Raw genomic sequence first — 12208 nt, 5'->3', positions numbered from 1 at the left:
CCGGCCCGGCTCGACGCAGAGGCATAACCCATCCCGATCAAGGAGCATCAGATGCGTACCCTCATCACCACCGCGTTCGTCTCTCTCGATGGCGTCGTCGAGGCCCCGGGCGGCGAGCCGGGATACCGGAACGCGGGCTGGACCTTCAAGGACATCCCGTTCGACGAGGCGGCGTACGAGATCAAGGGCAGCGAGCAGTCCGAGGCGACCGCGCTGCTGCTCGGCCGGGTCAGCTACCAGTCCTTCGCGCCGGTCTGGCCGGGGATGACGGTGGAGTTCGCCGGCTACAACGCGATGCCGAAGTACGTCGTGTCGACCACCCTGCAGGACAGCGACCTGGTGACGAACTGGGGCGAGACCACCATCCTGCGCTCACTCGACGACGTCGCCGCCCTGAAGGAGACCGACGGCGGCCCGATCATCGTCAACGGCAGCGCCACCCTGAACCGCAACCTCTCCGACGCCGGCCTCATCGACCGCTACCACCTGCTCGTGTTCCCCGTCCTTCTCGGCGCCGGCAAACGCCTCTTCAGCGACGCCGACCGCGACAAACTCTCCCTCACCCTCACCGACAGCGCCGCCTACCCCAACGGCATCCAAAAACTCGTCTACAACGTCAACAACTGACCCCTGTACTACGGTTCGGCCATGGTGAGGCTCGAAAACGACCACGACCTGCCTGAGGACTTCCTGCGGGGAGTTGATCCGGTGCTTGCCGGGGTTATCGACGATGTGGTCGGGAGTGTTGGTACTCCGTTGTCGGAGAGCCGGGACACCGGCGTACCTGATCTGCCCTCTGAGCACTACGGCGTGCTGGTGCGGGCGATTGTCGGGCAGAACATCTCGAATATCGCGGCTCAGGCGATCTACGGGCGGATTGTCGAGCGGTACGGCGGGCATGCGCCGGCGCCGGAGGAACTGCTGGCCGATGAGCCGGACGGGCTGCGGACCGCGGTGGGGCTGTCGCATGCGAAGACCGCCTCGCTGCGGTCGCTGGCGGAGCATGTGATCTCGGGAGAACTCGAGCTGGAGCGGCTGCCCGAGCTGCCGGACGACGAGGTGGTTGCCCAGCTCACCGCGATCAAGGGGATCGGGCGGTGGACGGCGGAGATCTTCCTGATCTTCCACCTGCTGCGTCCGGATGTGCTCGCGGTCGGGGACCTCGAGATCCGGCGGACCGTCGAGACCGCGTACAAGCTGCCGGAGCTGCCCAAGCCGGCCGAGGTCGAGAAGCTGGGGCAAGCCTGGCGGCCGCAGCGCACGCTGGCCGGGCTGTACCTCTGGCGCTGGCGGGCGGTCCAGCGAGCCAAGGCATGATGTGACCGTGAGGGACATCGTCGTGCTCGCTCGCGAGTGGCTCGGGTTCGAGTCCCTGCGGCCGGGGCAGGAAGACGCGGTTCGGGCGGTGCTGGACGGGCGGGACACGTTGGCCGTGCTCGCCACCGGGACCGGGAAGACGGCGATCTATCAGCTCGCGGGACTGGCGCTCGGCGGAGTGACTGTGGTGGTCAGCCCGCTCGTGGCGTTGCAGCGGGATCAGCTGCGGGCCTTGGCGAAGCACCCGGCCGGAGTCGAGGTCGCCGAGCTGAACGCGACCGATCGTGCCGGTGGCCGTGCGGCACGCGAGTTGCTGATGGACGGGCGGCCGGGGTTCGTCCTGATGTCGCCGGAGCAGTTGACGCATGCCGACGTACTCGACCTGCTGGCGAGGTCCCGGCCGCGACTGCTCGCGGTGGACGAGGCGCATCTGGTGAGTGAGTGGGGCGAGGACTTCCGGCCCGACTACCTCCGGCTGGCGGCCGCGATCCGGGCGATGGGACGGCCGCCGGTGCTGGCGCTGACCGCGACCGCCGCTCCGCCGGTACGCAAGCAGATCGCGCACCGGCTCGAGATGGACGACCCCGCGGTCGTCGTCGGCGGATTCGACCGCCCGAACCTCAACCTCGCCGTGTTCGCCTTCGCCGACGACGACACCAAGAACCGCCGCCTGCTCAGCCACGTCCGGTCGTCGCGCGGCGCCGGCATCGTGTACGTCGCCACGCACCGGCACGCCGAGGAGCTGGCCTCCGATCTCAACACCGCCGGCGTATCCGCGCAGGCGTACCACGCCGGGCTGTCGGCCAAGCAGCGCCGCGAGGTCCAGGACACGTTCCTGGCCGGCGACTGCCGGGTGGTCGTGGCGACGATCGCGTTCGGGATGGGGATCGACAAACCCGACATCCGCTGGGTCAGCCACGCCGAGGCGCCGGCCTCGATCGACGCGTACTACCAGGAGATCGGCCGCGCGGGCCGCGACGGCGAACCGGCCGATATCGAGCTGTTCTTCCGGCACGCCGACCTCGGCCTGAACCGTTTCTTCGCCTCCGGCGGCGTCACCGACGAAGATCTCCTCGCCGTCGCGACCGCCGTCCACGAACATCGACCCGCGAACATCGCCGACCTGACCGCCGCGACCCACCTCGGTGCAGCCCGCGTCGAGCGCGCCCTCGGACGCCTCACCGACGCGCGAGTCGTTGCCATCGGCCACCAGTTCCACCTGGCCCGGCGGGTCGACGTCGACAAGGCCGTCGCGGCGGCGTCGGCGGTCGAGCACGACCGGCGTGAGGTGGCCCGGTCGCGGGTGGAGATGATGTCGACGTACGCGGAGTACGGCGGGTGCCGCCGCGAGTGGCTGCTCAGCTACTTCGGTGAGCATTACGAAGGCCCCTGCGGCAACTGCGACAACGACCTGGCAGGCCGTACGGCGGCGCCGCCCGAGGAGGAGCCGTTCCCGATCGGCAGCCGCGTCAAGCACCGCACGTTCGGCCCCGGGCTCGTCGAGCACTACGACGGTACGACGATGACCGTCCTGTTCGACCGCGTCGGCTACAAGGAACTCCGTACCGCGTTCATGATCCACAACCAGCTGCTGGAGGCCGAATGATCGATGTCCGTCCGGCCACCGTCTTCGAGGACGTCCGCGCTGTCATCGGGCCCAAGTCGCCCACGGCCACGGTCTGCTTCTGCCTGAGCTACCGCATCCCGTCCAAGCTGAACAACTCCCTCCGCGGCCCGGCCCGCGGCGAGTACGTCGCGGAGCTCTGCACGGAGAAGCCGGCGCCCGGTGTCCTCGCGTACGACGGTGAGACGCCCGTCGGTTGGGCCGCGATCGCCCCGCGTGCAGCGACGACCTTCGCCCGCAACCGGAAGATCCCGCGCATCGACGATCTCCCGGTGTGGTCCCTGTGGTGCATCCGGGTTCGTCCGGGACATCGCGGTCAGGGCATCTCCCATGCACTGATCGCGGGCGCCGTCGACTTCGCCCGTACGAACGACGCCCCGGTCGTCGAGGCCTATCCGCTCGACAACGGCGACACCAAGGTCGACCTGACGATGGCGTACGCCGGCATCCGCAAGAACTTCGAACAGGCCGGCTTCACCAAGTCCGCCGACACCACCTCCACCTTGGCCGGCCACCCCCGCGTCCTCATGCGCCTCGACCTCCGCTGACGCCCGCACGTAATTCGCTGGCGAGGGCACCCGTCGGAGCTGTACCGTTCCCGGCGAACGTGACTCGACACGAGGAGGTGAGCACCATGCGCGCAGTACCGAGCTGGGTGCTCCCTCTCACCGTCACGGAGCGGCGACCGAAGTAGGTGTCGCCAGGAGCGCCGACCTGTAGGCACTCCTGGAGAGGCACGATCATGACTACTTCTCTGCAGTTCATCAGCACCGCCACCACGAACGGCGTACTCGAGCGCGAGTTCGTCCTCGGCGACGTCCACGGCATGCTCTGGTCGCCCGACGGGGTCGACCAGGCCCCGCTGGTCCTCCTCGGCCACGGCGGCGGACGCGACAGCAAGGCCGCGCCGATGGTCGGCCGGGCCCGGATGCTCACCGGCGCCGGATTCCACGCCGTGTCCATCGACGCTCCCGGCCACGGCCACCGTCCGCGGACGGCGCGCGACGAGCAAGAGACCGTTGCGATGCAGCACGCGATGGAGGTCGGCGAACCGGTCGGCCCGATCGTCGTCCCCTACAACCTGCACCTGGCCGAACGCGCCGTACCCGAGTGGCAGGCAACCCTCGACGCACTCGAGTTGCTCCCCGGGATCGCCGGTCCGTTCGGGTACTTCGGGCTGAACATGGGCACCGCGATCGGCATCCCGCTGACGGCCGTCGATCCGCGCATCACCGCCGCGGTGTTCGGCATCTTCTGGTACGACGAGACGCTCGCCGGGTATGCGAGCCGGATCAAGGTGCCGGTCGAGTTCGCACTGCAGTGGGACGACCAGCACATCCCGCGTCAGTCCGGGATGGCGTTGTTCGACGCGTTCGCGTCAACGGAGAAGAGCCTGCACGCGAACGCAGGCGCTCACAAAGAGGTTCCGCGGTTCGAGGTCGACAGCATGGTGCGGTTCTTCACCCGTCATCTCCGCTAGGCGGTGAAGCGCTGCTCGAACGTGTCGAGGAAGCTTTCGACGACGCGGTAGGTGTCTGAGCTGTAGACACCGATGCTCCGCTCGGCTTCGAGAGCTTCGCGCATCGCGTCCAGGTACCGTCGCTGGAGGACGGCCATCTGTTCGCGCGTGTCCGGCTTGGTGTCCCGGAGCTGCCGGCTCCCGGACACCAGCCGGGGCACGATCCGCTCCTTCAGCGCGCTGACCGCGTCCGGATCGAGCGGTTCGCCGTCGACGGTCTGCTCCTCCAGCGGGCCGAGCGCGTCGATCGCGGCCTCGCCGATCTGCCGCATCAGCGCCGTCACCGAGTCGCGCTTCTCCTCGGCGCTCTCCGGGCGGAACCGCATCCGCGCGATCACCGCGGGCAGCGAGAGCCCGAAGCCGACGAGCGTGATCAGCGCGACGATGAACGCGGCGAGTACGACGGTCGCGCGGTGCGGCGTACCGGCCGGAATGGTCTGCGCCGCGGCGACGGTGACGACGCCGCGCATCCCGGCCCAGGCGAGCACGAGCATGCCGCGGGCCGTGATCGGTTCACGCTCCTCGAAGTCCGCGTCGGCCTGGCCGCGGGCCAGCCGCTTGCGGGCCCAGGCGAGGCGGTTCTCCTCCCGCTCCCCCGACGGCTCCATCGCGTCGAGGTGTTCCTCGAACTGGCTCAGTTTCGCGCGTGTCTGCTCGGTGCGGTTGTTCGAGCCGAACCGGAACTGCAACGCGGGCCACGCCAATCCGAGGAACCGCAACGCGACGAGCAGGCCGACCACGAGCAGGACAAGCGCCGTGATCTCACCGACCGTCGTCTCTGCCCGGGCGTCGTTGACCAGCTCGGGCAACTGGTAGCCCATCGCGAGGAACACGCCGCTCTCGAGGATGAAGCTGATCGTGGTCCACGTGGTCGCCTGCGTCTGCCGGTCGCGGGCGCTGAATCTCCGGCTCCCGACCGCGCCGGTCAACAGCCCGGCGATCACCACCGCGAGGACGCCGGAAGCATGCAGTTCCTCCGCCGGGAAGTAGGCGAGGAACGGTACGGCGAACGAGATCGTCGTGTTCAGCACCGGATCGTCGAGCCGCTGCCGCAACAGCGCGGTCAGCACGCCGACGATCAGCCCGATCAGGACCGCTCCGACGACCGCCCAGGCGAAGTCGAGGACGGTGTGACCGAGGCTGAAGTGCGTGGTGACGGCGAGAGCGGCGACCGCCGTACGCAGGACGACGAGGGCCGACGCGTCGTTGACGAGACTCTCACCTTCCAGCACGGTCATCAGCCGCGGCGGCAGCCCGACCCGGTGGCCGATCGCCGTCGCCGCGACCGCGTCGGTCGGGCTCACCACGGCGCCGAGCGCGGTCGCCAATGCGAACGAGATGCTCGGGAACAACGCGTGCACCAGCGCCCCGATCGTCAGCGCGGACACGATCACCATCACGACCGACAGCCAGGAGATCAGCGCGACGTTCCGCCGTACGTCGAGGACCGGCAACTGGACCGCCGACGCGTACAGCAGCGGTGGGAGGACGCCCGCGAGGATGATCTCGGGCTCGATGTGGATCGCCGGCGTACTCGGCAGGTAGCTCGCGCCGATCCCCAGCGCCACCAGCAGCAACGGCGCCGCGACCCCAGTCCGCCGCGCGAACACCGACGCCGCAATCATGATCGCAAGCCCCGCACCGGCAATCAGAACGATCTGGTGGCCCACGCGACCGCAGTCTAGAGCGTCTCCATCGCCACACAGCGTCTCGCCACGTCCGCTGAGCTCCCTGAATTCGGCGGCCAGTGGGAGGACCAGGGAGTCCCACTGGTGTCATTGGTGGCTTCGAGGCGGCAGATTGGTCAGCGACACCGCACGTTGATCCCTGGAGGAAGTTATGAGCACCGACCTGAAGTTCGAAGCCGTCGTGATTCCGGTGGCCGACGCCGACCGGGCGAAGGAGTTCTACAGCGGACTCGGCTGGCGACTGGATGCGGACTTCGCGTTCGACAACGGGTTCCGCGTCGTCCAGTTCACGCCACCGGGCTCGCTGGCCTCGGTGCAGTTCGGTACGAACATCACGTCGGCGGCGCCGGGTAGCGCGCAGGGCCTGTACCTGGTCGTCACCGATGTCGACGCGGCTCGGTCCGAGTTGCTCGCGCACGGCGCGAAGGTCACCGAGGTCTTCCACGCGGCGGCTCCCGGAGCTCAGTTCGAGGCCGGCGACACCGGCGGGCGCGTGGACGGTCCGGCGGACGACCGGTCCAGCTACAGCTCGTTCGCGACCTTCAGCGACCCCGACGGCAACACCTGGCTGCTTCAGGAGGTCACCACCCGGCTGCCCGGGCGGGTCACCGACTCGACGTACACGTCCGTCGAGGACCTCGAGGGTGCGCTCAAGCGCGCGGCCGCCGCCCACGGCGAGCACGAGGCGCGCACCGGCCAGGCGGACGAGAACTGGCCGGCCTGGTACGCCGCGTACATGGTCGCCGAGCGCACCAGCACCGAACTCCCGCAATAACTCCCGCAATAACTCCCGCAATAACTGTCCATGGAGCGGCCTAGCCTGCCCGTATGAACCGGATCGATCGGCTGTACGCCCTCGCCGAGGAACTACGGGCAGCAGGGCCGAGAGGGCGTACGGCGCGGCAGTTGGCGGACCGTTTCGAGGTCAGCGTCAGGACGATCGAGCGCGATCTGAGCGCGCTCGGTCAGGCCGGGGTGCCGCTGGCAACGAAACAGGGCCGCACCGGCGGGTACAGCGTGGACCGGTCGATGAGCCTGCCGCCGCTGAACTTCACCGCCCGCGAGGCGATGGCGGTCGCAGTCGCCCTGAGCGGCAGCCCCCATGTGTTGTTCTCCGGAGACTCCCGCACCGCACTGCAGAAGATCGTCGCCGCCATGCCACAGCACGCGCTCGAGGAGGCGCGGTCGACGGCCGCGAAGGTCCGGCTCTTGGTCCGGCCCACGCCCGACCCGGACGGCGACGTGGCCGAGCAAATCTGGCGCGCCGTACGCGACAACCACGTCCTGCGGATCTTCTACACCAATGGCGACGGTGTCGAGACCGTCCGCGAGGTCGAGCCGCAGCACGTCGTCGTCGGGCCGAAGGGTTCGTATCTGACGGCCTGGTGCCATCTGCGTCAGGAGGACCGGGTCTTCCGGATGGACCGCATCACGAAGGCCGAGCGCACGGTGACGGCGCCGCACCGGCCGCAGGCGACCGGCGATCTGCACGTCGACGGCTTCGAGACCAAACTGCCGGCTCTCGCGTTGCGTCCCGAGGATCTTTTTCCAACTCCGACATAGGGCTGTCGCGAACCGCTGAAACCGTGGGGTCTGCCGAATCAGTTCGGCTTCATTCGACGAAGGAGAAAGATCCCATGACGATTCCCGCCACCGGCACCCTGGCCTGGTTCGAGGTCGCGAGCGACGACCCGGAGGGTGCGCAGAAGTTCTACGGCAGCCTGTTCGACTGGACGTTCGAGTCGTCCGGCAGCCTCACCTCGGGCGGTCTGGACTACCGCAACATCACCGCCTCCGGCGGCCAGCAGCCGATGGGCGGCATCTTCGGCACCGGCGGCCAGCTGCCCAACCACGCCGTCTTCTACATCCTCGTCGCCGACCTCGAGGCCACCTGCGCCGAAGCGGAGCAACTCGGCGGCACGGTCATCAGCAAGAACGTCGACCCCGGTCCCGGGACCCCGGCGTTCGCCTACCTCCGCGACCCGTCCGGCAACCAGTTCGGCATCTTCACCCCGCCGGCCGCTGCTTGATTCGAAAGAAGCCAGGTCAGGCGGTCGTCCGGTCGGGGGCGGTAGCTGCAGTCGGTGCCGGTGCGGACCGCGTCGCGGAGGTGCGTGGCGAGGGCCGGGTCGACTGCTTCGATGCGGGTGATCGCCGCGGTAATGGCTTTGGTGGCGGCGACGCGGGCTCGTTCCGCGGTCGAGCCGGTCGCGCGACTGCGGCCGCCGAGGCCTTCGGCCGAGCTGAGTTCGCTCAAGAGCGCTTCCCGCTCGGCAGCGAGCGACTCGGCGCGGGCGAGGTCGGCCCAGTCGTTCGCCTCGGCGAGCTCGCTCGCGAGGTCGGTCAGGCGCTGCCGGTACGCCGCAGCCGCCTGCCGATCGAGCCGCGGACCGCTGTCCGACTGGATGACCGTTGCCGCCCCACCGGTCATCAGGTCGACCGCGGACACCGTCTGCCCCGGCTGAGCGAGCAGTCGCTGCAGATAGTCGAAGCCGCGCAGAGCTCGCATCGGTCGCCCGGGCGAGGCGCCGATCAGCCAGAGCCCGTCGTGGGACAGATGGAAATGTACGACAGCTTCCGCTGGTACCTCGGCCTGGCTCTGGAGCCGGTCGTGCCACCAGGTGGCGCCGATCCGCAGGTAGGTCTGGAGGGCTCGGGTGCGCAGGAGTCCGGCCTGCTCGACATCGCCGGTCAATGCTGCCGCGCGGGCGAGAGTGTCGTCGGTGACGCCGTGGAAGTACACCGCGCCGGCGTTGAGGACAGCCCGGTTCCCGTACGGCGTGAGCAGACGGACCGCCGTACGAACGAGCTCCTCGTTGTGAACCGCCAGCGCTGCTTCGAGCACGCACTGCAGGTTGAGCAGGTAGTTCACGTCGCGCGGGAGCGTCTCCAGCACGTCCGGGCCGAGCTCCTCGAGCAGGACCTGTGCACGATCCGGCCGACCAGCCAACGCCCAGACCGCGGCGGCCTCCGTCGCTACCTCGGTGACTCCCTCTGAGCGAGCGAACTCCTCCATCAGCTCGAGAGCCTCCGCCACGGTCTTCGAGTCGCCCGTGTGCAGCGCGGAGTAGCCGCGCATCAGGCTCGTCACCATCCATCCGTCCGGCAGCCCGGCCTCCGCCGCCGCGCTCTCCGCGATGCCGATCAGGTCAGCTCGCTGAACGCCGCGCACATGGTCGTACATCCACCGCCTCGACGCGGCGAAGAACCGGGCCCGCGGCGATTCCTCGGCCAGCGACTCCAACGCACGGAGCTGGCGCTGGATCACCGGCACCCGCAGCGTCTCCCACCCGATCTGCAAACCCCACAGATGCCCGCGAAGCCGCGCCTCGGGATCGAGCACGTGAGCCGAGACGTCGTCCAGCCGTCCCGCTGTCTGCTGTCGAAGAGCCAACTCGTCCGGCCCCCAGTTCGCCGCGAGCACCGCGTCGAGGCAGTCCGCGATCAGCTCCGGATCTTCCGTCTTCTCCGCCCGGGCCAACGCCTCGTCGGCGAACACCGCCGCCCGATCGGCATGCCCGCCGTACACCCAGCAGCGCGCCAGCGCCGCCGCAACTCGGGCCCGGTCCGCGTCGTCGGTCGTCCGCGCGAGTACGTCGTACAACTCCGCTGCGAGCCGACCGGGTTCCGTGCCGAACACATGCCCGGCCGCAGCATCGAGAACCGCCCGGGTCCGCGTCGCCAGCTCGGTGTCACGCCGACTGCTCGTCACACCGATCACGGTACTGCGAACCCGGGCGGCCCGAGCCGGAGTCTGGTTATGGTCGAAGCAACGTAATCTCGGCCGCGTGCCGGGCCTGCACCGCCTCGTCCCAGTCACCGGTGCAGTACACCCTCAGCTCGGTGATCTCACCGGCAGCGTTGACGTCGCCGGCGATCTGCTCCCGGCAGTACCAGTTCTGGCCCTCGTGCCGCCACCGCTCCTCGAACGCGATCACGAAGCCACGCTCGGTCCGGTCGACCCGCTCGACCCGGACCACCCCCGGATACGGATGCAGCTCGCGCCGGCCCGCGACCGTCGCGGCGCCGCCGTCGAACTGCAGTCGCCAGTGCGGCAGGCTCAGATCGGTCAGGCAGTCCGCCGCGAACGTCCCGTCCGGCGCCGTCCCGGTCTCCAGCCACTCCACGAGCCGGGCCACCGAAGCGTCCGCCCGGACCGCGACCGTGGTCATACCTTCTCCAGGTTGGCCCCGACCACGGCCATCGTCTTGTCGAGGTCCGCGGTCGGGCTGAACTCGACGATGGTGGTTCCCGCGACCATCAGCGGCAGGTGCCCCGGGCCGGCGTAGTACGCGTCGCCGGCCCGGAACGTCTCGCTGCGATCGGCCCACCGGAACGTGATCTCACCAGCCGTCACGACACCCCAGTGCGGGCACTGGCACCGGTCGTCGGGCAGCCCGACGAAGTACGGCGCCGGGTCCACATCGCGGGGAAAGCTCTCGAACGCGACCGTGTAGTCACCCACCGGGGCGTACCGCCCCGTCAGCTCGGGAATCTCGACAGCCACCGGTGTGGCGGCCAGGTTCGCACTCGGCATGAGGTCCTCCTCAGGTAGTAGTTACCCGTACGGCGTAACTCCCGAGGGAACGATCGTGACGCGGGTCAGACCGCCAGCCGGCCGCCGTCGATCGGCAGGGTCGCGCCGTGGATCAGCGAGGCCTGGTCGGACGCGAGGAAGACGATGCCCGCGGCAACCTCTTCCGGCAGGCCGACCCGCTGCAGCGGCGTCGTCCCGGCCAGGCCGTCCAGTCCTTCGCCCATCACCGCCGTGCCCTCGGTCCGCGTCGGCCCCGGGCTGACCGCGTTGACCCGCACTCCGGACGGCCCGAACTCCGCCGCCCAGGACCTGGTCAGCAGCTCCACCGCCGCCTTGCTCGACCCGTACGCCGCCATTCCGCTCATCCCGAAGTACGCGACCATCGTGGTCACGTTGACGATCGCGCCGGATCCGCGCGCCGCCATCAGCGGAGCCAACTCGGCGACGAGGTAGAACGGCGCCCGCACGTTCACCGCGAACACCGCGTCGAAGTCGCGGTCGGACACCTCGGCCGTCGGCCCGAACGGGAAGATCCCCGCGTTGTTCACCAGTACGTCGACGTGCCCGCCGCCGAGCTCGACCGCCTGCTTGGCCAGCGACCGCACCTGGTCCAGATCAGCCAGATCGGCCTGCACGAAGTCCGCCGTACCGCCCGCGGAGCGGATCTCCTCGACCGCCTTGTTCCCGCGCGCGGTGTCGCGCCCGCTGATCACGACATGCGCGCCACGCTGCGCCAACTGCCCGGCCACGGCCCGCCCGATCCCGCTGTTGCCGCCGGTCACGAGCGCGGTCCGGCCGGCAAAGTCCTGCGTCATAATCTCTGTCCCCATCCAGTTGTTGGAGTAATTGCTCCAATACTTCGCCGCAGAAATTGGAGTATCAACTCCAAAATCGCTACGGTGGAGGCGTGACGACACAGCGGCTGACGAAGAAGGGCCAGGCGACCCGGGACCGGATCGTCGAGGCAGCGGCACGACTGATGATCGAGCAGGGCGTCGCCCGGACCACGATCGAGGACATCCAGGCGGCCGCGGGCGTCAGCCCGTCGCAGCTGTACCACTACTTCCCCGGCAAGGACGCCCTGGTGTCGGCGGTCATCGACCAGCAGACCGCCCAGGTGCTCGAGATCCAGCACAGCGGCCTGGGCAGCCTCGACACGATCGACTCGCTGACGAAGTGGCGGGATCTGATGGTCGGCAGCCTGACCGAGATGCAGTGCGCCGGCGGCTGCCCGCTCGGATCACTGGCCAGCGATCTGTCCGAGAGCGACCCGGTCGCCAGGGTCCAGCTCGCCGGCGCCTTCGCGCAATGGGAGGGGCTCATCCGCGACGGCCTCGTCCAGATGCAGCAGCGCGGCGAGCTCGCCGCGGACGCGGATCCGGCCGATCTCGCCGTCGCGATGCTGGCGGCCGTGCAGGGCGGCCTGCTCCTCAGCCAGGTACGGCGTGATCCCGCGCCGCTGCGGATCGCGGTCGACACGATGATCGATCACCTGCACGCCTTGACCCGTTAGTAGGGTTCAC

General features: G+C 69.3%; 14 protein-coding genes. 9 read left to right on the top strand and 5 right to left on the bottom strand.

Annotated elements, in window-relative coordinates; genetic code table 11:
• The first annotated feature begins 51 nt into the window (after positions 1–51).
• From OHA10_RS30415 to OHA10_RS30395, 5 genes are all read left to right on the top strand, one after another.
• Positions 52–627: a dihydrofolate reductase family protein gene (locus OHA10_RS30415; protein ID WP_371402186.1), complete on the top strand. Its 576-nt coding sequence runs from the start codon at positions 52–54 to the stop codon at positions 625–627.
• Between the two features lie 21 nt (positions 628–648).
• The gene (locus OHA10_RS30410) at positions 649–1317 is read left to right on the top strand and encodes a DNA-3-methyladenine glycosylase (RefSeq protein WP_371402185.1); all 669 of its coding nucleotides are present in this window, start codon (positions 649–651) and stop codon (positions 1315–1317) included.
• 7 nt (positions 1318–1324) lie between these two features.
• A complete protein-coding gene (locus OHA10_RS30405; protein ID WP_371402184.1) occupies positions 1325–2923 on the top strand; it encodes an ATP-dependent DNA helicase RecQ in 1599 nt (532 codons plus the stop codon).
• Positions 2920–3489: a GNAT family N-acetyltransferase gene (locus OHA10_RS30400; RefSeq protein ID WP_371402183.1), complete on the top strand. Its 570-nt coding sequence runs from the start codon at positions 2920–2922 to the stop codon at positions 3487–3489. The genes OHA10_RS30405 and OHA10_RS30400 overlap by 4 nt, the downstream gene beginning before the upstream one ends.
• A gap of 194 nt (positions 3490–3683) precedes the next feature.
• Positions 3684–4421 carry an alpha/beta hydrolase gene (locus tag OHA10_RS30395; protein ID WP_371402182.1) on the top strand — a complete coding sequence of 246 codons (738 nt, stop codon included), beginning with the start codon at positions 3684–3686 and terminating at the stop codon, positions 4419–4421.
• Here OHA10_RS30395 and OHA10_RS30390 read toward each other — a convergent pair.
• Entirely contained in the window at positions 4418–6130 is a 1713-nt protein-coding gene (locus OHA10_RS30390) for a cation:proton antiporter (protein ID WP_371402181.1), read from the bottom strand. The genes OHA10_RS30395 and OHA10_RS30390 overlap by 4 nt on opposite strands.
• A 169-nt stretch (positions 6131–6299) precedes the next feature.
• Here OHA10_RS30390 and OHA10_RS30385 point away from each other — a divergent pair, with 169 nt between their 5' ends.
• The 3 genes from OHA10_RS30385 (at position 6300) to OHA10_RS30375 (ending at position 8178) form a co-directional block, all read left to right on the top strand.
• Positions 6300–6923 carry a VOC family protein gene (locus OHA10_RS30385; RefSeq protein WP_371402180.1) on the top strand — a complete coding sequence of 208 codons (624 nt, stop codon included), beginning with the start codon at positions 6300–6302 and terminating at the stop codon, positions 6921–6923.
• Positions 6924–6976: 53 nt separating this feature from the next.
• Positions 6977–7711: a helix-turn-helix transcriptional regulator gene (locus OHA10_RS30380; RefSeq protein WP_371402179.1), complete on the top strand. Its 735-nt coding sequence runs from the start codon at positions 6977–6979 to the stop codon at positions 7709–7711.
• Positions 7712–7785: 74 nt separating this feature from the next.
• On the top strand, positions 7786–8178 hold the full coding sequence (locus tag OHA10_RS30375; protein WP_371402178.1) for a VOC family protein: 393 nt from the start codon (positions 7786–7788) through the stop codon (positions 8176–8178).
• Here OHA10_RS30375 and OHA10_RS30370 read toward each other — a convergent pair.
• From OHA10_RS30370 to OHA10_RS30355, 4 genes are all read right to left on the bottom strand, one after another.
• Positions 8118–9860: a hypothetical protein gene (locus tag OHA10_RS30370; protein WP_371402177.1), complete on the bottom strand. Its 1743-nt coding sequence runs from the start codon at positions 9858–9860 to the stop codon at positions 8118–8120. The two genes, OHA10_RS30375 and OHA10_RS30370, sit on opposite strands and share 61 nt — an antisense overlap.
• A gap of 46 nt (positions 9861–9906) precedes the next feature.
• Positions 9907–10320, bottom strand: a complete 414-nt coding sequence (locus OHA10_RS30365; protein ID WP_371402176.1) for a hypothetical protein — start codon at positions 10318–10320, stop codon at positions 9907–9909.
• Complete coding sequence (locus tag OHA10_RS30360) at positions 10317–10685, bottom strand: cupin domain-containing protein (protein WP_371402175.1); 369 nt, start codon at positions 10683–10685, stop codon at positions 10317–10319. The genes OHA10_RS30365 and OHA10_RS30360 overlap by 4 nt, the downstream gene beginning before the upstream one ends.
• A 65-nt stretch (positions 10686–10750) precedes the next feature.
• Entirely contained in the window at positions 10751–11500 is a 750-nt protein-coding gene (locus tag OHA10_RS30355) for an SDR family NAD(P)-dependent oxidoreductase (RefSeq protein ID WP_371402174.1), read from the bottom strand.
• Positions 11501–11592: 92 nt separating this feature from the next.
• Between OHA10_RS30355 and OHA10_RS30350 the strand changes: the two genes are divergently transcribed.
• A complete protein-coding gene (locus OHA10_RS30350) occupies positions 11593–12198 on the top strand; it encodes a TetR/AcrR family transcriptional regulator (RefSeq protein WP_371402173.1) in 606 nt (201 codons plus the stop codon).
• Positions 12199–12208 lie beyond the last annotated feature (10 nt).

The organism is Kribbella sp. NBC_00662 (assembly GCF_041430295.1).
In the GTDB taxonomy this organism is placed as follows: domain Bacteria; phylum Actinomycetota; class Actinomycetes; order Propionibacteriales; family Kribbellaceae; genus Kribbella.
The sequence above is the reverse complement of the archived record's forward strand: the minus strand, read 5'-3'. Positions and strand labels throughout refer to the sequence as shown.